18 protein-coding genes are annotated in these 21,951 nt (G+C 49.2%); 3 read left to right on the forward strand and 15 right to left on the reverse strand.

Going from position 1 to position 21,951, the window contains the following annotated elements; all coding sequences use genetic code 11:
• Positions 1-13 precede the first annotated feature (13 nt).
• The 15 genes from K429_RS0104605 to K429_RS0104675 all read right to left on the reverse strand — a co-directional run bounded on the left by K429_RS0104605 (position 14) and on the right by K429_RS0104675 (position 17,496).
• Complete coding sequence (locus K429_RS0104605; protein WP_025726180.1) at positions 14-1,324, reverse strand: clostripain-related cysteine peptidase; 1,311 nt, start codon at positions 1,322-1,324, stop codon at positions 14-16.
• A gap of 69 nt (positions 1,325-1,393) precedes the next feature.
• Positions 1,394-2,125 carry a hypothetical protein gene (locus tag K429_RS0104610; RefSeq protein WP_025726181.1) on the reverse strand — a complete coding sequence of 244 codons (732 nt, stop codon included), beginning with the start codon at positions 2,123-2,125 and terminating at the stop codon, positions 1,394-1,396.
• Positions 2,126-2,155: 30 nt separating this feature from the next.
• The gene (locus K429_RS0104615) at positions 2,156-2,743 is read right to left on the reverse strand and encodes a hypothetical protein (RefSeq protein ID WP_025726182.1); all 588 of its coding nucleotides are present in this window, start codon (positions 2,741-2,743) and stop codon (positions 2,156-2,158) included.
• Between the two features lie 30 nt (positions 2,744-2,773).
• Positions 2,774-3,661 carry a hypothetical protein gene (locus K429_RS0104620; protein ID WP_025726183.1) on the reverse strand — a complete coding sequence of 296 codons (888 nt, stop codon included), beginning with the start codon at positions 3,659-3,661 and terminating at the stop codon, positions 2,774-2,776.
• Positions 3,658-4,737, reverse strand: a complete 1,080-nt coding sequence (locus tag K429_RS0104625; RefSeq protein WP_231501807.1) for a hypothetical protein — start codon at positions 4,735-4,737, stop codon at positions 3,658-3,660. The genes K429_RS0104620 and K429_RS0104625 overlap by 4 nt, the downstream gene beginning before the upstream one ends.
• 329 nt (positions 4,738-5,066) lie before the next feature.
• Positions 5,067-6,932, reverse strand: a complete 1,866-nt coding sequence (locus tag K429_RS0104630; RefSeq protein ID WP_025726185.1) for a hypothetical protein — start codon at positions 6,930-6,932, stop codon at positions 5,067-5,069.
• Between the two features lie 24 nt (positions 6,933-6,956).
• Positions 6,957-9,482 (reverse strand): hypothetical protein, encoded by a 2,526-nt coding sequence (locus K429_RS0104635; RefSeq protein WP_025726186.1) that lies wholly within the window; start codon positions 9,480-9,482, stop codon positions 6,957-6,959.
• A 23-nt stretch (positions 9,483-9,505) separates the two neighbouring features.
• Positions 9,506-10,033, reverse strand: coding sequence for a hypothetical protein (locus K429_RS0104640; protein ID WP_231501808.1), 528 nt, complete (start codon positions 10,031-10,033; stop codon positions 9,506-9,508).
• 66 nt (positions 10,034-10,099) lie between these two features.
• Positions 10,100-11,395, reverse strand: coding sequence for an NCS2 family permease (locus K429_RS0104645; RefSeq protein ID WP_025726188.1), 1,296 nt, complete (start codon positions 11,393-11,395; stop codon positions 10,100-10,102).
• Between the two features lie 137 nt (positions 11,396-11,532).
• Positions 11,533-12,294, reverse strand: coding sequence for a DNA-binding domain-containing protein (locus tag K429_RS0104650; RefSeq protein ID WP_025726189.1), 762 nt, complete (start codon positions 12,292-12,294; stop codon positions 11,533-11,535).
• 32 nt (positions 12,295-12,326) lie between these two features.
• Complete coding sequence (locus tag K429_RS0104655; RefSeq protein WP_025726190.1) at positions 12,327-13,454, reverse strand: hypothetical protein; 1,128 nt, start codon at positions 13,452-13,454, stop codon at positions 12,327-12,329.
• Positions 13,455-13,489: 35 nt separating this feature from the next.
• Positions 13,490-14,200, reverse strand: a complete 711-nt coding sequence (locus K429_RS0104660) for a porin family protein (RefSeq protein ID WP_025726191.1) — start codon at positions 14,198-14,200, stop codon at positions 13,490-13,492.
• Between the two features lie 43 nt (positions 14,201-14,243).
• Positions 14,244-15,542: a S41 family peptidase gene (locus K429_RS0104665; protein WP_025726192.1), complete on the reverse strand. Its 1,299-nt coding sequence runs from the start codon at positions 15,540-15,542 to the stop codon at positions 14,244-14,246.
• A 7-nt stretch (positions 15,543-15,549) separates the two neighbouring features.
• A complete protein-coding gene (locus K429_RS0104670) occupies positions 15,550-16,335 on the reverse strand; it encodes a hypothetical protein (RefSeq protein ID WP_025726193.1) in 786 nt (261 codons plus the stop codon).
• A gap of 15 nt (positions 16,336-16,350) precedes the next feature.
• A complete protein-coding gene (locus K429_RS0104675) occupies positions 16,351-17,496 on the reverse strand; it encodes a hypothetical protein (RefSeq protein WP_025726194.1) in 1,146 nt (381 codons plus the stop codon).
• 450 nt (positions 17,497-17,946) lie between these two features.
• Here K429_RS0104675 and K429_RS0104685 point away from each other — a divergent pair, with 450 nt between their 5' ends.
• From K429_RS0104685 to K429_RS0104710, 3 genes are all read left to right on the forward strand, one after another.
• Positions 17,947-19,698, forward strand: coding sequence for an AraC family transcriptional regulator (locus K429_RS0104685; protein ID WP_025726195.1), 1,752 nt, complete (start codon positions 17,947-17,949; stop codon positions 19,696-19,698).
• Between the two features lie 883 nt (positions 19,699-20,581).
• Positions 20,582-20,875 carry a hypothetical protein gene (locus tag K429_RS0104705; protein ID WP_007655476.1) on the forward strand — a complete coding sequence of 98 codons (294 nt, stop codon included), beginning with the start codon at positions 20,582-20,584 and terminating at the stop codon, positions 20,873-20,875.
• 33 nt (positions 20,876-20,908) lie between these two features.
• The gene (locus K429_RS0104710; protein ID WP_010801620.1) at positions 20,909-21,922 is read left to right on the forward strand and encodes a hypothetical protein; all 1,014 of its coding nucleotides are present in this window, start codon (positions 20,909-20,911) and stop codon (positions 21,920-21,922) included.
• Positions 21,923-21,951: the final 29 nt, after the last annotated feature.

The following is a 21,951-nucleotide window of genomic DNA, read 5'->3' on the forward strand; positions in this document are numbered from 1 at the left end:
AATTGTTTATTTGTCAGTTGTTCTTTTTAACTCTGTCGGCAGCTTGCTTTATCGGAACATTCAGTATCGCTTCGTACAGGTCGCTCCAGCCAGTCAGTCGATCAAAACGGCAAGTCTGGTAACGTTTCATCCCTTCCGGTTTCTCCAACGAAGGGCCGGCACATACGTTGTAAACGAAGTCATGCCGACCATTGGTTTGCAAATGGATGGCCAGAATATCTTCCAACACCTCATACAAGCGATTCACATAGGGAGCGAGCTGCATATTTCCGCTATACACGTAAGCACAGCGTAAGAAATCGGGTAAATCTATAGCATTGTTTGCTCGCACGTTTTCAAAGAAGTTATCCTTGTCATGTTCATACTTCGCTTGAAGTGCTCTTTGGTAACCGGCTCCGTAGGTGTCACCAAGCACTGCAGGTTTATCGGTGGTGAAGTTGATTTCATTCATGGAGCCACGCATGGCGGCAAAGGTTTCGTGTAGCACGTCCCACAGTCGTGTAAGTTCGCGCAGTCGTGTCACCTCTACAACCAAGCCGTAGTTGCCACTGTCGTGAAACACTTGCCAGATATTCATGGCACGCTTCGCCATACGCACTAATGCGTCTTCCATTGAGTGACCTTCGTGCAAATCGGTCAGCAAAGTGGCATAGTCATAGGCATAATCGGGAATCGAAAAGGGCGATCCGAGCAGATAGTCTGCCAGTCCTTCCCATTCAGCCAGCATCTCAACGCTTCCTTGCTGACAGGAATGTGCCAACATAGCTTCGAGCGGGACACCGGCTTCCCGGATACCTTGTGCCAGTTTATAGGAAGACATCATCTCTTTTCCATCGGAAATGGTAGCGCGGGTTTCAGATGGGGGTAAATCAAGATTGGGAGTGAAGGAAAGGCCGTGTCCGGCAAAGGCTAAAAGATACTTGTTGCCGGGACATTGCTCTGCCGACCAACGAATGAAGTCGGTGAGATATGCCGGGTCGGTGATTTGGAAATCCTCGCCTGCCACAAAACCGGGGTCTTGCGTCAGCACTCCATTCTCACCGATGTAGCGGTACACTCCGTTGTGTGCTTCCCCTTCTTTTTTTCCGGATGCCTTAAACAGTACGGTCACGGCAATGTTTTGCTTGCCGGCTATAGCCTCTACCGCCTGCCTTATGGAAAACATCTCACTAAGGTCGTGCTCCGGGTCTCCTCCCGAGACATAGAACATCAGGCAGTAACCGTTGCCGGTAGGCTCAGGAATCGGGTCATTGTTATCTGAACACGACAACAATCCAACGAACTGCATTATAAAAGCTGCGTAAAAAATTAAGAATCGATTCATCTTGTTTCTAAGTTTAATACAAATTCTTACCTCCGCATTTCCTACATTTATCAGGAGGATAGGTGAAGCTTATTTAAATGTAATGATGTATCTCGGTTGGCCCTTCTCCTTCCGAAACCATATATCCAGTTTGGAAAAACCGTTCTTGACATCACTCCTTTTATAACTCATTATCAGGTACTCTGAAGAGATGGAGCATAACCCTCTAAACCTCTTTTGTGCCATAATATCGTCTCTGTCAATTTGGTTATACATGAAAGCAAAGCACTCTCCCTCATTTTTGAAATCAGTGCATGTCAACCCCCCGGATTGTACAGCGGGGAAGTCGGGGTATATCTTCTTGACAAAATTGGTAAAGTTCTTTGCTGTATTCTCTTTCGCAACTTGTGAGGAACCACCGAAGATGTTTTCGTTGTCGGCATTGAATACAGCCATGCACACCACCTCCTCGGTGAGGGTGTTTGTCACTTCTAAGAGGTAATCGCCTTGCCACACTTCGCCCTTGAGCGAATTGCAGGCTTTCTCGCAGGCTGCGTAAACTTGTTTGTCGCACTCTTCCACCGTACCCCGCTTCGTGAAGTTGCTTCCGGTAGCACCGAGGGAAGACTTGAAGGCGTTCTCTATCTTCCCCTTCTCTTCGAGAAAGTCGGGGTGTGATGCCGAAATTTCGGTGAAAACGTAGGTGTAAGTCACTTCATTATCAATATCTTCATCATCGCTACAAGCTGTGAAGGTGAACGTGAGGATGGCTGCTGCCATCAGTGCCAGCCATGCCGGCATTCTGTTCATTGTACTTTTCATATTGATCAATTGCTTTTAGAGTTTGTCGAGTCAGCGTCCTCCCCAACTCGTTGTTACATTCAGTTTGCTACCACACTTGTCACATTTGTAGCCTGAGGGCATATAACCCACACCGGCAGCATTCTTTGTATAGACATACTTGCATTTCGGGTTTGTGCATGTTCCTATTACAGATATATTGACAAACTGGTCTATCCCATAATTATCATTTTTGATAAACTCCGGATCGGCCAAGTGTAATGTCATATCGTCCAGATGGCGCACGGCACGGAAGATGACCGTGCCATACAGCCCTTTTACCGAACCTGCTTTCAGCATAACTGTGCCATACGCATCAGCCAATGTCACAGTGCGGTTCTTGCCGTCCCACTTCTCGCCGGTCAGCGACTCACAGAACCTGTATGCCTCATCCTTCGAGCTGACAGGCAAGTAGAACTCGCCGTTCTTTTCATCCACACACATTTGGGCGATATTTAGAATCAGCTGGTCTATCAGTTGATCCACTTGTTCTTCGCCGGTCTGCGTGTCGTTCTTTGTCTCATCGTCGTTGCCGCAAGCGGTAAATGTGACCATTGCCATCACTGCGGCAAATACAATCGTTAAAAACTTCTTTTCCATAATGTTTTATTGTTAATCATTCATTTGTCATTATCGGCTGATGACCACCAACGTCTTTTCCTGGTCCAAGGCCGTCTTTACTTCTTTCTCACCCCGTGTCACCTTGCAGAGGCTCAAGTCATCGCCCATTACTTCCTCCACCTTCAGGCGACCTATCTCCTGGCGGGCTTCCCGTCCGGCAATGCTTTTTAGGACATAGATGTTGAACTGTTGTCCTTTTTCAACCCGACTGTTGTTTCCCAAGTCAATGTACACCGTCCGTTGCTTGTCCTTCTTTTCTTCACCACGTTCCACGATACTGCCATGAAGGGGGTAGCGGTGGTTGTAGTATTCGGATATGCGGGAAGCCAGGCGGTCGATGGCATCGTTCAACGCCTTGTCGGCCGTGGTCATCCAGGAGATGTCACTGTCGGTCATGCTGAATATATGGCTATCCATCGCTTCGTCCGTACGGGCATCTTTCAAGTTGAGAGTGACGTTGATAAGCACTTTGTAAGCTTGTTCGGCCGGCTTGTCTTTGACTGTGGAGGGGGTGACTTGCGAAGTGCCGGTGATGCTGTTGATGGTACCGTCCACATAAAGGGCTTCTTCGTTGCCCGCCAGTTCATCAAGGTGGAAACCTCCGTCGATGACCCGGAATCGTGTAACGTCGCTTAATGCTTTCACGATAGCCTCACGCACCGAAGGGGCATATTCATCGTGCTGGGTAGTACTCTTGCCGGTGACGGCGGTGGTAGCCAGATCGGTCAGGATGCTGCCTACGGTCTGCTTCTTGCTGTGTGCCTTGTCGACATAGCGAATGTCTCCCACGGATACCTTGGGGAAACTGTTGCGCGAGCTTTGCGCCCGCAGGGCTGCTGCTTCCGGAAACAGTGCCGGAAGCAGCAGGACGAGGACTATGAATGTTCTTAGTTTCATTTTTCAAAATTTAAATTATCGTCAATGCTCCATACAGGGTTTTCAACAATCTGCAGTGCATCCTCTTCGACTGCTGCTGCGCGGGTATGTAAATAGTTGCCACCGATGTTGAACGAAGGCAACCATTGGCGCAGGCGGTAAACATCGATGGTGGAGTAGTTCACCGGATCGTCCTTGCGTCCCTGTTGATAGGTGTTGATTTCATCTTGCTGGCTGCGTGTCATGAAGATGTTGTAGAACCTATCTACGTTCGCAAAGTCTGTGGCTCCGAGCGAGTCGGAGAGGATGGGGAATTGGGCCATACTGCTTGCCAGCATAGTCAGATCCACGGGATATGCTTTGCCCTCTTTGTCATACAGGCGGTTGACGGCATGTCCGGGTACGAATTCAACGGTGCATTTCACACCTTGGTTGATGCACCATGACGCGAAAGCGGCCGATAGTTCCATACAGTAGCCTTGCTGATTGTGGAAAATATCGTCGATGGTACGTATATATTGCACATCGGCCGTGTAATTCGGACTTTGCAGCTGGCCGCCATCAGAGACTGTATAGAAGATGCGATGTTTCATCATCAGGTAGGTGAAGGCACGTGCCGTACTGTTCAACAATTGTTCGCTATTGGGGCTTGCCATACCACTGATTGTAGGCAGGTAACCGTCGTTCAGGATCTCCTTTTTCAATTGCTCCACCAAAGCCGAGTGTTCATCGATGTAGCCCATGAGGAACGCACCGGTCTGTGGACATAGCACTTCATCGTTTTCCCGAACGGGGTAACTACCGAAATCAGATTGCTTGATGAGGTTGATTTTCTGCTGATTCTCCTTTTGGAGCAAGACCGGGTCGGGAATGTAGCAATGCAGGCTGCGACAGTTGAACTGCTGCGTGAAGTGGTCTACGGTATCACCTTCCAGGAGCAGGGTCCAGGCCAATTTCACCGGCTTGTCTGTATGCCAATGCAACAAGGCATCGATATTCCACTTCACGGGATAGGTCAGGTGGATTAACTCGTCTGTCAGCCCTTCGGGCACGGTGGCGCTGAACACCGCAGCATGGCATACGGGGCTTTCGTCCATCCGCAACGTGAAGCGGGTGCCTGCACCGGGGTTGCGCATGCTGATGCCCATATCGTCGGTGATAAACTTTTGGGCGAACTCGCTGTCGCTATAGGCACGTTTCACCCCGTCGGCTTGCAGTAGCCAACCGGGATAGAGCGAACTTCCGTCATCAAGCAGACCGTAGTAGCACAGTGAGTGTACCTCTGCCAGCCACTCACCCGGCTCAAAGCCAGGTGTTTGTGGGGTTTCGGGGGCTTCGGTGTAATAGTTATTGGTCACCTTGTCGCATGCAAGCATGAGCAGCAGGATGAGGACAAGAGGAATGTATGTCTTCTGTTTCATCATTTTTAATACTTGTTTATTCCTTTATTACTGATACGCAGGTTGCGACCGATTTGTTTGCCTTTGTTGTCCTTTAACCGGAAGGTGTATGCGTTTTTCAAACCGGAGAACTTAGAGCCGAAGCTCTCCAACGTTTTCAGCATGGTGTTCCAACGCTCCTCCATCTGTCTGTCCAGTATCTTTTCTTCAGGTGCACAATAGCCTTTTGAAATATCCTTGTACTCCTGGACGCTGTTCAGGAACGTTTGGATAAGTTCCATTTCTTTGTTATCCTGATAGTTGTCTGCCACTGCCGAATAGCTCTTGGTGAAGCGGTTGGGAACAGGTAGCTCAATGCGGACTCTGGATTTATGAACACTCGTTTTAGCTTGTCCGGTACTACTTCCAAAACAGCTGGCGAATTTGGCATTGAATTCGAGTTCGACATCCATGTTGAACGCCTTGTTTCCACGTCTTTCGGTATTGTTTACCAACCAGTTCCATGACTGGCGCGTTGCACAACTCTTGATGCTGATAGAGTTCTTATCCGGTGTTGAAACGAGATTAGCATTAAATCCTTTCAGTTTGCTTTTATATTGGTATTTGTCCGGTATATCATACTCCCATGAATACTTGGCACCATCCTTTTTAAGATTTACATTGATTTCCTTGCTTATCTCACTTACAGTCTGCTGATGTGTGAAGCCACCAGTCAGTTTGGCTGCCCGTCCATCGTCGTATCCTAAAACGGCATTCAAGCTCCATCCGTCAACGATATCCGTCTTTTGTGTGACTCCTTCATTTTCGGGCTGCGGGTTCCACATATCTTTCAATGTATAGCCTTCTGTATCCAATGTCGGGTAAACACTCAGTCCGCCATACGTATATCCGGCAACTTTATAACGATGCCCCTGCACATCGTATTTGTGACTATAATATTGATTGAAGTTAAGCAAATCTCCCGGGTATCTCTCTTCTAACAACACGTGGTAGTAGTCCTGTTTGGTGTCAAAGTTATAGAGGGTAGATACCCATGTTTTGAGTTCCGCATTATAAGTGAATACTTGATTATCTGCCGCACGTTTGAGGTGGCAAGGGAGAAGTATTGTCTCCAATGCTGCCGAGTTTAGCATTTCGCTGTCCGACGAGCGTGTCTTGGTTTCTCCGTTCAGCCATTCAGCCACTTTTTCGGCAAAGAGGCCGTACTCGTAGTCTGAGGGTTCGTCCGGTGTGATATCTTCTGTTTCGGTGCGGGTCTGTTTACTGCCATCTTCTGTTTCTTCGGTAATGACATTTTCGATGGTAACCGGTTCACCGTTGTAGATGTCGCGCAGGTCGAGGTGATTGTTACGGCTTATGATGTAAGAATCACGCTCCAGCGGCTTGCCTTTTTCCCCTGCCCGGGTCAGGGCTTCCCCTCCGTTCATGTTCTGCTCCAACCACTCCATGAAGTTGTCCAGTTCGTCGTACATGACAAGGTCGAAGAACATCAGTGCCAGAGCATTGGGTCTGTGCAGATAGACGGCTCCGCCACGGTCGAATACCTCCTTTATCTCATACACCATCTCCTCGCTGATTTCCATCAACGCATCGTAGTCCAGAAAGACTATCTCCACGTCGTCAGCCAGTTCCGTGTCGGCGGGACTGTAACTGTAACGTTGTCCGGTCATACGTTTCATCACGTAGGGGGCCACTTCGTCGAAGTGCTCGCCCAACACGGCGTAGGTTTTTCCCACGGTAGTCTTCACTTCATCTTCGGTGGGAATGGTAATATTCACTTCCGGCTCGTCGAAGTCGGGAGCCAATTCGTCGTCCTTGCACGAGGCAAGGACGAACACCATCATCCCTCCAATCAGGAGGGAGAGATATTTGGCTAATAGATTTGTTGTCATATCGTAATGTCTTGTATATAATTGTTAGAATGCAATGTAGGGTCTTACGTAAAATATCTCATCTTCGGCATTGAAGTGCGCTTTGTTTCCAAACTCTACATCCTTGTTTTCGCCTCGGAGTACGCAAGTGGTCACTAAATTGTAAAACCTGTAATTGAAGTTACCCAAATCCTCTAACTCCTCATAGAGTGAACTACTGGCATACACCCGGTCTCTCACAAGCGGATCTCCTCCAGCCTTTTCGAATGCCTCGTCGGAGAGAGAGGTGGCATCCAGCAGGTCATTCCTTGAAGGGAGGAACCAACCTTTGTTGGATTTGGGGTTTGCCACCGGATAGTTGAGGGCGTAGTACAGGGCAGGATACCACTCCTTGCTTGGCTCTTTCCCGTCTCTTTGGGCGGCAGCCAGCATCAGGTTATGGGTATTGTTGTAACCTGCACCATAATTAATGAGCAGCCAATTGTTAGAGCCCTTTCTGCTGAAGGGGGTAGCGTCGCCCCACGCGCAGGGTGTCTGGTTGGCATCGTGCAGTGCTATGGCAAAGCCGTTGATTCCATTGGGGAGCTTACTGTCGCTTGTTCCGCCTACGCAAACGATACCTATACAGTTACGCTTCTGCTCCTCGGTCAACTTCGTTTTGGCGGGGAGGAAGCTGCCGTCGCTCATATAGTAGCTGCCTTTCCCAAAGAGATTCACACCGTTGGGGCCAATGTAGAGGGGCGAACCTATTTCTTTCCCTTCTCCGTTGGTCATACGAATGATATAGTTGTTCTTTACAGCCGACAGATCAAGCTTTTTCTTTTCCAATGCCTGTTTTGCTTCATACCATTTTCTCTCCAGTAGGTTTTTCAGCGAGTTCTCGGAATCGCGGCAATACTGGTTGTCCTTCAGTTCCTTGTATTGCCGGCAGCTATTCAGGAGGGTTTCCACGGTATTCCAGTCGGAATACTTTTCATCGGGAGCAATGGTGTGTTTACTTATATACCGGTTAGGCGCAGGCAGTGAGGCGGTGATTACATCATCGTAAACGTCGACATATTTAAAGTAATCTCCTCCAGTTTGCATTTTCCATGCCACGTGAAATCTGAATTGGTTGTGTATCTTCATCTTGAAGGGGTTTAAGCCCCTCTTTGCCGTATTCTCCACTTTATAGGTGAACGATTGTCGTGTAACGACATTCTTACAGTTGGGATGAGAAAGGTCAAGGAATTTCAACGTGAGATAGTTGTCTGCTTCATTCGAAGCGTAAACCCAATATTTGCTTCCCCAAAGAGTCTCTGCGGGTTCATATTTGAAATTGGTGAGTCTCTCTTCCGGCGCCAGGGCCAATACTTCGGGACGATACGTGCTTTCCAGCTTACCCACAATCGTGTTGTCCTGGCATACGTCGGAGCCTGCCGCCCATCCATCTACAGAGAGGGTTGTGGGCACTGACCCTTTGGCAAGTGGCTGAATATTTCCGGTTGTTACATTATATCCATCTGCTTCCAATAGGGGCAAGAAGACTTGGTGTGAACCATAGGTATATCCTCTTGCTCTATGTACTTGCGCACTCATGATGGGACCTGTACGACTCTTGAAATAATATTCTCCTTTGGCGAATGCTTCCACCGGTATCATCTGTTCCACTGTTACATAGTAGAAGTCTTCATTCTCCTGTGGAGAGTAGAGCGATGCAACCCGTATTGTAATCTCAGCGTTGGCGGTTATCTGCTTGTCGTCTCCTATGCGCTGTACGCGGCAAGGTGCCAACACGGTCTTTTTATGGGGCATTTCCAAGTCCGCACCTCCACCGGCACGTGTCTTCGTCTGGACACCACCATCATTCAGCCATTTCGCTACGCTTTCGGCAAAGAGTCCGTACTCGTAGTCGGTGGGTTCGGTGGGGGTGAATGTCTCGGTGACGGTCCGGGTCTGTTCCTTGCCGTTTTCGTCTATTTCGGTAACGGTTGCTTCACGGGTGATCTCTTTTCCGTCGTAGATGTCCTGCATGTCGAGGGAGCTGTTGCGCGAGAGGATGTAGCTGTCACGCGTCAGCGGGTCGCCATCTTGTGCAGTGCGGGTGTCGATTTTGCCACCGCCCGTATTCTCTTCCATCCACTCCATGAAGTCGTCCAACTCATCGTTCACAAGCATCTGGAAGAAGGCAAGCGCCAAGGCATTGGGCTTGTGCATGTAGATGAACCCATTGCGGTCGTACAACTCTTTGAGTTCGTAGGCCATCTCTTTGTGCATACCGGTCAGTGCTTTGGTGTCCATAAACACCACCTCCACGTCATCTGCTATCTCTGTGTCGGCAGGCGTGTAGTTGTAGCGTTGTCCGGTCATACGTTTCATCACGTAGGGGGTTACTTCGTCGAATTGATCGCCCAATACAGCGTAGGTCTTTCCCACGGTCGTCTTCACTTCGTCTTCGGTGGGAACGGGGATATTCACTCCCGGCTCGTCGATGTCGGGAATAAATTCATCGTCCTTGCACGAGGCGAAACCGAATGCCATCATTCCTGCCAATAGCAGGGAGAGGGCTTTGATGGATAAGTTTGTCTTCATATTATTTGTTATTATGGATTTATTTATCTTCGTTTCTTAGGTTCGATAATATTCTTGCTTCCGCAACGACCGCATTTATTGCCGATGGGCACACCGGCATTGGTCCACCAACTGCAATCGCCACATCTCCATACACATAGCGGTTCGCGCTGTTCATGGTAATGGCTGGGGTTGTCTCCATCCAAGTACTCCTTGGGAGCGATGGTGAGGGAGAACGCCGGATGGTCGCAACTCTTTAGCCCGGTGAACGAAACGGTGCAAAAGATACTCTCGTCCGCAGCGGGCGCAAGCGAGATGATGCCACAGTCGTCTGGGAGTTCGACCGTGCGCGGCTTACCGTCCCACATGTCGGCAATCAGGCGTTCGCATAGTTTGTGGGCAGCCTCTTTCGAGTCGGCAACCAGTATCATATTAGGGGCATCCTCCTCTGCCTGATAAAGTTTTTCGGCATCGGCCTGGTCGGCAATTACCATACTGATATTTTTCAACATCTCTCCGCCCGACATCATCCGGGACGCATCGTCATCGCCGCAAGCAGTGAATGCGGCCATTGCCATCATTGCGGCAAATACAATCATAAAAAACTTCTTTTCCATATACATTATTATAATAGGGGTTTACGTGAATATGAATTTGAGGAGAAACAACACCGACAGCACATACATGGTAGGGCTAACCTCCCGGTGTCTGCCTGTGCTCAGTTTGAGCAACACATAGCAGAGCATACCCAAGATGATACCATTGGCAACGGAGTAGGTCAGCACCATGGTTATGATGGTGATGAACGCAGGAAGTGCCTCCGAGATATTCTTCATGTCTATTTGAGTGATGGACTCCATCATAAAGACACCCACTAGCACCAGTGCTCCGGTCGTTGCCGCACCGGGGATGAGCAGGAAGATGGGGGCGAAAAAAATGGCCAAGAGGAACATCCCTCCGGTGACCAGCGAGGTGAAGCCGGAACGTCCGCCCTCGGCAACGCCCGAAGCACTCTCCAAATAGGTGGTAATCGTAGAACAACCCAATATGGCTCCAAAGGTGGAACCGATGGCATCGGCCAGCATAGTCTCTTTTGCACGGGGAATTTCGCCGTTCTCTTTCACAATCCCGATCCGGTAGGTAAGGGCTACCAATGTGCCGATGGTGTCGAACATATCCATGAACAGCAGGGTGAAGATGATCACCGCCATATCGAGCGTGAACAGCTGGCTGAAGTCGAATTGACAAAAGGTGGGAGCCAGCGAGTGGGGCGTGGAGATGGGCAGGAATCCTTCGGGAATCGTAGTCACACCCAACGGAATGCCGATGAGCGTACAAATCAGGATGCTGTAGAACAAGGCACCCTTCACCTGCTTCACCACGAGCAGCCCGCTCAACAGGATGCCTATCAATGCCAACACGGAGACGGGCGTGAAGGGGCCGAACGTCACGAACGTAGCCGGGTCGGAGACGATGATGCCGGCGTTCTTCAGTCCGATAAAGGCGATGAACATCCCGATACCTACCGAGATGGCGTAGCGCAACGTGGCAGGTATGCTGTTCAGCACAATCTCGCGCACGTTGAAGAAAGTGATGAGGATGAAGATAAGCCCCTCCACAAACAAGGCAGCCATAGCCACTTGCCACGGGTAGCCCATGCCTTGCACCAGCGTGAAGGCGAAGAAGGCATTGATCCCCATGCTGGGTGCCTGTGCCAAGGGCAGCTTTGCCATGAAGGCAAGCAACAGGGTGGAGAGGGCGGTGGCAAGCGCGGTAGCTGTGAACACGGCCCCCTTGTCCATCCCGGTGGAAGAGAGAATAGAGGTGTTCACCGCAAGGATGTAGCTCATGGTAAGGAATGTTGTGATTCCGGCGATGCTCTCCGTGCGCAATGTCATGGTTTGGGGGTCGAAGCCCAGTAATTTCTTTAGCATATCTTTTTGGTTGTTTTTGGATTAACTTTTTTGTTGCGAGTGTCGCAACAGGCTTGTTGCGGGTGTCACAACAACAGTGTTGCGAGTGTCACAACAGCAGTGTTGCGACATCCGCAACAAAAGGGTTTACAGACCGGTTATTCTATTACCGGTCTATCATCGTCGTCATCATCTCCTTTGACAGCTCCGACGTAGACAAGTCGGCTGATGCTACGTGTTGTTTTCAGCGAACGTTGGTTGTTGCCTGAAAATTGCGTTGTCAGTGTCATTTCATATTCACCGTCAGTCAATTCTGCCGGGACAATAAAGATCAGCTCCGAAGGCTTGTTCGTACCAAACATATCGGTAGTCACTTTTACCACCTTATCATCTTGCAAGCTACGGAAGGTGATACCGACCTTCTCGTCTGTCCCTTCAATACGGATACGCGACCCGGTGATGCGAAAGTTGCGCCCCGGTGTAACATGCCCGTCTTTCACATTATTGCTGCAATCCAACACACCCGAAATGTAAGAGGGATCGCCCTTCTCTCCGAGAATCTCTACTTTCGTATTCTTTGCCTCTTCACATAGCACACGGTTTTGTGTGAATGACACATAGATTTTGTTCTTTTGACTATTCCACTGCCCGTCTTCGATAAGTCCGGTAAAGCGAGGAACAGCATAGAACAACCCCGTATTCAGGTTGTGTCCATTCATCAGCGCACGTGCTGCCATGCGTTCGTAGAGGGTTACGACATGCACGATGGTTTCCTTGCGCAACCCCGTGTCTTCTTCACGCATGTCTTTGTAGAGTTGCTCATTGTCCACCGTGCCGGCAGAGTTTAGCACTAAGATTCGATCGTTCGGATCTTCTGTCAGTGTGTTTGGTGCTAACCAACCTTGTAGCTTGTTTCCCATGGTTTTTGTTTTTTTAATTAATACTACATGGTTTATTTAGTTGAACCAGCTGTGTTCCAAGCATGCTTCAGCGTATATTCGATTCTTTCCACCTGCTGCGGTGTGCATCCTAAATGGGTGTTTCTCGATGGGTCGAGTCCGTAGACACCGCTACTCTGTTCCTCTGTCAGTCCTAAGTAAGAACCCAGTACGGTCAGGAAAAAGGAAATCCCGTGTATGGGTTCCACCAAGCTGTTGATGTAGACAACATGGGGCAGCGTGGGTTGATTTACGGTATGGCAACCGGAGAGCTGGCAACCTTCGGGAAATTGCGGATATTGCCCGAGAAAGTTGCTGGCAGTTAGCGCAAAAGGCACGATAACGACGTTGAGGTAGGCATCCGGGTTCCAATACAGGTCGGGATGCTCCAGATTCAACGCATCCGCGCGACCGTCGAAACAGATTACGGGCGCGTCGCTGCTACGGTGTATGCCGGCTTCTGTCAACTTTGTGCCGTCGGGTGCTTGCCGGGCAGCTTCCAACCGCACACGGGTGTCGGTCAGTCCGGCTGTCGCGGCGGCATTGCCCAGCACGGCGTTGGCGGCTGCTATCCATTCGCGCACCGTTTCGGCATCGAAGCGGATTTGGGGCAAGCTCGGATGGTTAAAGAGGTGGAATACTACGGGCAGGGTGCGTATTTCACCCTCGGCCTTCGTCTGTGCTTCGGGCAGGGCAGGGATGTCGCCCGTCACGGTGTTGCTGAAGTACTCCTTCCGGTTGGTCACGAGGGAGAAGGTGTAATAATGGCGTGTTCCGCCTGCCAACGGCGACAGTGTCACCTGGTCTGCCCAAGTGGCGGATGGCGCATGCAGCGCACGGTTGATTCCTTCTGCCGCCCCGGTCAGGTAGATGTCTTGCTTGCTTAAAGGTGCTTGTTCGCTTTGGCGATACACGCGGAGCATCAGCACCGCCTCGTCGGCAGGGAGCGGAGCCGGCGCCTTCACTTCCAACTGCAGTGTGGGGTTGAATAGCGAGCCGTTGGGCATGTGTCCCGCCTGTTGTATCGTCAGCGACACCGGTGCGTCGGCGTTCCGCTCAGCCCCACGAGCCATTACCGGCTGCGTGAGACAGATGGATAGTACCATCAAGGTGAGAAAACGGAAAATAGATGTTCTGTTCATAACTCTTTGCTTTTAGGAGACTTGCCCCTTATTCTTTAAAAACAATACTTCACTCCGACCTGCAAGGCGAAAGTAGTGTTGTATTGCGGTTGTTTGGTGTGCTTCATGTAATCCTTGGTGATGGCGGTTAGCGCGTAGTAGCAACGGCCTTCTGCTTCCAGCTCGATATGAGGGCGGATGCGGTAAGATAGACCTACACCGCCTACCAGTCCGGCATCGAAACGGTTGTCGCGCTTGGAGTTGAACTCGTATTTATGGTCGTAAGCCACGAAAACGCCCGGGTCTTTATCTGCCAACAAGTCATCCAGTATGGAGCTGTTGCTCTCCTCCATACCCTGCACCCGGCTTTTCGCCCAGTAGCCCATGTAACCTCCGGCATGGAGGAATCCGCGTACCTTTTCACCCCCGAAAGAGAAGCGTGCCATCACGGGCAGCGCGAGGTAATGGTCGCGGCGGTCGCGGTAGGTGGGGTTGTAGGCGCGAGACATGGTATGTCCTTTTTGCAGGTAAGTGAGGTCGGCACGTACCGCCAGCCAATCCAGAATGCCATATTCCACAGGGATACCCACGGTCAGACCGCCCAGGCCGTCATAGTTGAAGTCGTAGGCATATTGTGTGTCGATGCTATAACTGTTATAGGTATATCCGGCGTTTAGCCCTACTTTCCATTGCGCGGCTGCTTGGTCGGGCAGGAAGATGGCAGCTAAGAACAGCAGACCGGTTATTATCCATTTGTTTTGTTTCATATTTTCTTTCTTATCAGTTGTTATACAATGTCATGTCGCTCTCTTATTTCTTGCCATGCAGGAAGTTGATGGCGTATTCCAGCTGGTCGTCTATGTGCTGTTGGGTAAACCGTTCCCCATCTTGTTCTACCATAATGTCAGGAGTTATCCCTATGCCTTCCAGCTGTTCGCCATCGTGTGTGCGCGACATCCATGTGCTGGTATAAACAAAGTAGCTTGTTTTTTCTAAACTCCTGTCGCCAAACTGTCCGGAAAAGGAGGTATGGTTGTTAGTAGTCAAGGGGCCAAGGCCGCCGAACGTGCGCTGGCCTATCACCGTGGCGTAAGGCAGTTGCTTGACTGCTGTTGTTGTCATTTCCGACATACTCACCGACCAATTGTCTGTCAGCAACACTAACTTCCGGTCGCCGATGCAGTCGGTTTCGGGCAGTTCTTCATCCCAGTCAAGCATTTCTCCTACTTGCCGCTGTGTGGTAACTTGTGCATTGAAGGGATTCCATTCGCCGTAGTCCAAGCGTCCCAGTCCCATCTTAGTCTTTGTGTCGAGCACATGTGTGTCTTCCTTCAGCAGCGGTCCCAGTACGGTGAACATATCCCACAAAGCGCCTCCCCCGTTGTTGCGCACATCGACGATGACTCCTTTGATCTCCTGGTTGAACACGAGTTGGTTCATATATTCACAATAGACCTCCGTCGCTTCACGTGCTTCGGTATTCTCCGGATTGTTCGCTTTAGATATCTGTTCGATGATTGCGAAGCTGCTGAATCTCAGATAGAGAATGTCGTTGTCAATGATGTAGGTAAACAGATGGTCCAAGTCGGCATTGGGGTTGCTGCTGACGAACTCGTAGTCGTTTGTGATGCGCCCCGCTGCTTTCAGCTTGTCGCGATACACTTGGAAACCTTTGCGGGGAATCTCCGGCTGGAAGTCTTCCCGTTTTGACACTTCCATTACGCCGGGACGGACAGCGACGATATTCGTCTGATCGCCGGGGGCGGGCTTCAGGTTTTTCACCTTGATACCCATGTGATGGTCGATCAGCGTGCCGCATACCTCCTCGTAGAGTTTCTGCAAGTCGGCAGTAGGTACGGTGTCCTTCTTGTCCAGCTCTTCAAAGCGCGGGCGGTATTGGGTGTAGACGGCATCCCAATCGGTCGGGTCTACCTCCCAAAATACATAGTTCTGGTTGATTCCGCTCCAAATGATGTCAAACTGTTCGGTCAGCGTATTTTTACCTTCTAGTATGCCGGGTTGTATCACATCATCCGCCTCGTCGCGGCAGGCGGTCAGCAAGGCCAACAGGGTGGCCAGTATCCATATATTTACTTTTATTCTATTCATTGTTGTTTTATTCGTTTCCTTCGTTTTCGTTCAAATTGTTTTCTGTAGCCTTCATGTCATCCGAATCAATGTCGTAGGAGTTTTTCTCCAAGAGTTTCCCGGCTTCATCCAACTCTTCCTGTGTGATGCGGAGCACCTGTTTGTTACGCTCGTTCAACTGGCAGACAATGTCGTGGGTGTTTCTCAACATTTGCGTGATGTTGGGATGTATTTGCAACACATACCGCACGTCGTTCCGCATGAGGAGCGCCTTTGCCGCTTTTTCAACGTCCGGGTAGTCCATAGGCGGACACTCGCCCCAGTATGCTTGAAAGGCTTTCATACGCAATGCTTCCATCCTCTTGTACTCTTCGTTGCACACCTCCAACACGCTATAACAGTTGCCTATCCGTCCGATCACCTTCTCATCGTCCAGGCATTGCCATACTTCGAAACTGTTGGAGAAGATGCTGCTCGTGGTGTGATCCGTCATCAGCAACCGGCGTGATCCGAAGGCGTTGATGAATATTCGCAGCGAGTCGTCTCCCATCTCTCCCAAGCGGTCGGGCATCAGGGAAGCGACCCGTGTGAAAAGTGTGTCGTATTGCTGCAACTCGTCCAAGAGCGTCTGCATGTTCCGGGTGGATGCGTCCAGGTTGTGCAAGGTGAGCAGCACGGTCTTCCGTGCCATCTCCGCTTTGTTTCGGTTCTCCAAATGGAAACTCGTCCCGAATGTGAGGAGGATACCGATTATGGTACCCACCGTACATCCGGTCGTGTTTTTCCACCAATCCGTATCAAAGAATTGTTTCATCCTTTGGTAATCCGTTTACTTGATGACGATTTTGAATCTCATGTCGGCACAAACAGGGTTGTATGTCTTGCCGTTGTATTTCCAAGGTTGGCTGCAACGCTGTACGTAGTAGTAGGTGCCCGGAGCGTAGTTGAATTCAGCATCTCCCATCAGGCTCACGCTACATTTGGTATTGCCGTTGGCATCTGTGTCGAACAAGCCCACGATGAAAGGCGCGTCGTCCACCGGTTCGCCTTTCTCATTCAGCAAGCCCATCTCTACCGCCTCGAAATTCGTCTTTTCCAATATACCGATGTGTCTGAGTTTGTGGGTTACATCGATGTCGAATTCTTTTTCGAAGTCCGGGTTGCTCAGTTCGGCTGTCGACACGGTCAGCGCGTCGTCTTCAACGGTTGTCAGCGGTGTGCAAGCTGTCGTTGTCAGCGGCAGGATGGCTACACGGTTGTTCTTGGAAGTGAGCTGCACATTGAAGTCAAGCGGACTGAATGTCGGGATGGCTTTCTGCACCTCTTCCAGCTTTTCGGGATTTATCCTCAGTGTGAAACCAACCTCGCCTTCCAAAGGAGTTTTGATGAAGTGGGCAACGCCTATCGGATGGGATGGAGTTCCGTCAACCACCTTGATGTTTTCTGTATCGATCAGGTCGAGGTTTTCCGGCAGCAGGGGCTTGAGGGCTACCGGAAGGCCGGTTGCATACAAGTTTTCTTTGTCGGCACTGTAGTAGTTGAACCCTTTGGGCTGTTCCAGTTGGAACTTGTTTTCGATGGCAAACGGGTCGTACACGGAAAACAAGACGTTGCTGGGTGTTCCACCGGTCTGGGCTATGGACAGAGTAATGGCGTTGTCTTGCTTGATTTGTGTAAAGTCGGTTACTTTGGCATTCAATACCCATTTGCCATTTCCTTTGGATGTGAAACCTTTTGATTCGAACGCGCTGTTTCCTCCTACGATCGTCACCTCATCTACTTGGGCGTCTCCGGGGACTACTTCAAATTCCAAGGCAACCTCGCCCGCTTCATTCAGTTCATAATCGGATGCGGTCGGCTGTGCGGCTTCAATGACTACCGGTGCATCGTCATCGCTGCATGACGGCATGGTGCAACAGATACAACCTGCCATCAACAGGGCAGATACACTTCTCCATAAATTACTTCTTTTCATTTTTGATTCTTTTTTTGATTAGTATTTGTTTTACTTCTTATTGTTTTATTGCTTTCGTATCATTCCCGCACATTATCCAACCACTAAAAAGACAATAGACACCACCACAATTACCAAGGAGATGATTGTGGAGACTATTTGGATAATGGGCACAATATCTGTGTCCATAGAAAAGAATTGTCTGAATGGTAACCAGCTTCGTTTCATAATGACTCGGGATGTTTTTTTACTTGGACAAAAATAGGCGAACTGTCCGAAAGGGTTTGTCGCAAATTGTCCAAGTATATCTCAAATTGTCTGTACACGTTGATATATAGTTTGTTATGACGGATACTCAATGCTAGTTCAAACCGGAAAACAGAGCGAAAAACTATCCGGTCGCAGAGAGCCTCTTTTGGCTTAGTCAAGCCGATTTATTACATTTGCCGCTGTTTTTTAAATAGGATAAAAATGAGATTAAGTTGTTTCCTGGCATTCCTCCTCCTTTGGGCGGTTGATACTTTTCGTGCGGGTGCTGCCGTTCCCGACAGCCTGCTGACCGAACGCACGGTTCGTTCCATATATGTAAATAATCCGGACAGCGCGTTGCGGCTGCTGGACGAAGCGGAGGAAAGCCCGGCTTCCGGCATCGCACCTTTCCGGATCGACCTGTTGCGGGCCATGTGTTATGAAATCAAGCACGACTTGACAGCTAAGGAACAGTGTGTGCGCCGTTCGTTGCAAAACGATTCGGTATGTATGGTGCCGGAGCGCAAACTTTCATCCATAGTGATGCTGGCGAATATCCTGACAAGGCTGGACCAGTATGAGGAGTGCATCAGCGTGTGTCAGGAAGGTATTGAGCTGGCACGCAGCCTGTCGAACAAGCAAGAAGAAGCAGAAATGTACTCCGCTATGGCGTGCGTCAGCATCGGCATGACAAACGACGAAAAGGCACAGGAGTACTTTGAACAGGCAGTGAAGCTGCTGGAAGATACTGAGAACGTACGTGAGATGTCCCGTCTCTCGACTATTTATGGTGACTACATGTCCTTCCATATCAACCGTGACCGGATAGCAGAGGCCATTGGAATAGGCTACCGCCGTGAGGCCCTTATACAGCGCATGAGCGGGCTTCCCGGACCACCTCCGGGGTATATTGACCAGCAGTATGGGTTCCTTTATGCCAAAATGGCCGTGTTGTTGCACGATGAAGGGAAGAAAGAAGAGGCGGCGGAAATATTCAGGAAATACCTGTCTACCGGCTTTTCGCAAACCCTTACCGGAAAACAGTATAGTGTACCTTATCTTCTGAAAGTCAACCGATATGTGGAAGCGGCTGATCTGAGCGACACATGTCTTTCCGCTTTTACGAATGACACCGTAAGCTATGAATATCTGATTTTGCTCAACTATCGTGCGCGTGCCAGCCGTGGAATGAAACGTTTCGACTTGGCCGACGCCTTCACCCTGCGTGGCTGGGTGGTGCAAGACAGCATTTATACCCGTGAGAGCAAGAGCAAGGCACAAGAGTTCGCTTCTAAGTTCGAGCTGAAAGAGAAAGAGTTGCTGTTGACCAAAGCCCATGCCTTGTCTGAACGGCGTATGCTTCTGCTGGCAGCGTCGTGTGTCCTGACGGTTCTGCTCTTTATCATCCTTTGGACGACTTTTGTGAATTTGCAAAAGACAAAGAAACGTAACCGCATTGCAGCCAAACAGATAGATGAACTGCTGGCACAACGTGAAGAGTTGCGAAAGGTGTTTGCACAACCCAAGGACACCCATGGAACAACGGAAGGAGGCGAAGCCGGCCAGCTGGAGGAGGAGACATCTGCAACCGTTACGGAAACGGAGGTGGAAGTTTCGGAGACGAAAAGCGATGAGGATTATGCCCGTTTCATGAAGATGGAAAGCCTGCTTGTCGAACAGAAGCTTTTCTTGAAACCCGGATTCGGTCGTGACGACTTAACACGTGTCGCAGGTATCAACAAGAATGACCTCAGCCCCCTGTTGCGGAAATATGCGGACTCCGACAATTTCAACGATTATCTGAACAGCCTGAAAATAGAGTATTCTATCAAACTAATGAAAGAAAAGCCCTATCTCTCAGTCGATGCGATTGCCGAAGAGGCCAATTTCAACAGCCGTAGCACATTCTACAGGGCTTTTGTCAAGATTTCGGGAATGACGCCTGCACAATATATGCGTACTAAAATAGAGTAGGCTAGTTTATTCTTGATGTTATACAAATATTTTAAGCATTAACTGTTACAATACATTTTTCTTTTCTATAATAAAATATACTTTCAGTCCGTAATTTGCAAAAGCTGTTATGGCTGGTAAGATATCTTAGGTGGTTGATATTGGAACTGTTCATCAGTTTGCACTGCTTAGGGTATCAAGTAACGCAAGTGTTTTTGGGGGTATGCATATTTCAATACCATCCGATTTGTATTCAACGAAAACAGTATCTTATCAAAGTCTGATTCTTTTAGAAAATAAAACAGTTTCTTCATCACATATCCATATACATAAACTTGATTTTGCCTGATGAAACATATAATCCCAAAGTTCCCCCATATCAGCAGGTTGTTCCTTGTGTTATGTATTTTTTCATCATTATTGCGGTAGTCTCTCTTCTATCCGCAAGTCGCTGAATAAGCTTTTTTGTTTTTAAAATAGGACATTTCCGCATTTTCTTAGCATGTATATTAGTCATTTGGAATTACATCCTTGTAATTTCCCTTATTTTTTATATATCGTAGAATTTTAGAGAGGAAATGAATGTTTATTCCTGTCAGCACGGTTTTTTGAATCTTGCCATATTTCCTTATCTCTTTTTCCCGATATAACAATTTCCTCATTTTTATTACCCCGTCATGACTTCCCCTTGCATGGTTCAGGGTGCGAAGCTACGTCCGGGCCCCTAAAAATCTGCAAGGCCGCTTCGCGCCCTCCGGGTTTTGGCGAAAATTTTTCAATCCGTCCAGCGGGGCGGTTGAAAATTTTTCACCAAAAGCCTTGCATATTTTCTCCCCGTCCGTATCTGCCCCCTGAAACGAGCAAGGTGAAGCCACCGACAAGGCATAAAAAAAAAGTCAATGTTATGAAAAAGAGAACGGAAATACAGCAAGATTTGAAACGAGGCTTCGGCTCCGCTCCAACCGGCATAAAAATTTTGGTGAAGTGGTCGTTGGTCGGTTTCATTGCGTATGTGGCGATGCGTTTCATGTGTGCCTTCGTGGGTGGTGTGGTGACGGGTTTAGGCGGTATTCTGCCCATGTTGGCAGGTTTGGCGGTGGTGGGTTTCCTCATCCGTGCCGTATGGCGCATCCTTTCCTCTTTCCTCTCTCTTTTCGTGCTTGCCCTTTTCATCATCCTTTTATGCGTGATACTCTGAAACGAAATATTAATCATTAAAAAACAACTCATTATGAACAACGTACATTTATTAAGAGCGAACAGAAGTTACAACAGAGACGAACAGACCGTTTCAGTCAATCAAGTGGTAGTATTGGAAGGCTACAGCTACGACAGTTATGTAGTGTATGAAGTGAGCCGCAGCAAGTGGGGAATAACCTATCATCTTATCAACTTACGAACCTACGAATTTCACACTTCCGACCTTATCCGACCTTTGTCGGAAAAATTCGGGATAGGCATCTATTACGATGATGCGAACCCCAAGTTTTTAGATCCGTTGGAAACCGCAGTCTTACTCACTAAGGCAACGGAGAAGAAAACGGAGGATGACAGAAAAGCGGAGGAAGAACGGCAGAGGAACGAACGCACCGCAAAAATCGGTGCGGAACGCCTGCGCCCCCTTATCCCGTCGGATGCAAAAGCCGTGATTATCGGTGAACTACGGATGAGCGAGTGCGACAGCTATACGGACTACTACGACTACCGTATAGAAAGAACCGTGATTTTAGGCTTTTCCACCCATACACGCAACCTCTTTTCAGAGATGCGCAAGTATGCCGTCAATTTTGAGGGAACGGCTTATTTGGCAGAGAACAACAAGGAATACGAGCACCGTGAAAATTACAGCATGGGGGACGGCATGTATTTGGGACGCAACAAGTACAGCGGTTGGACGATTTCAAAAGAGCCGATTTACGACCTTGGAAAGTTCATGGAGAGATACGCCCGCACCGCAGGGGATGAAGCCAACATTTGTCTAAAAGCACCGCAAAGGGAAGACGAAACGCAGCAGCCGACAACATCCGCAGACCTCTCAACGCTCAATATTGAAATTGTGGAGTACAGCGAAAAGGCGATAGCCGTATTCGGGGACACCAAGCCGATAAAGGACGTATTGAAAGATTTAAACGGTCTGTTCCGTGCAAACCTCACCTACAACGGTGAAAGGCGTGCAGGGTGGATTTACAGCAGGAAGCAGGAACAGAAAGTACGTGAGACGCTCGCAGCGTGCATCCACGCATGACTATACACAAAGTATGGCGGAGCAATCCG

The organism is Bacteroides sp. 14(A), assembly GCF_000526555.1.
Taxonomy (GTDB): domain Bacteria; phylum Bacteroidota; class Bacteroidia; order Bacteroidales; family Bacteroidaceae; genus Bacteroides; species Bacteroides cellulosilyticus.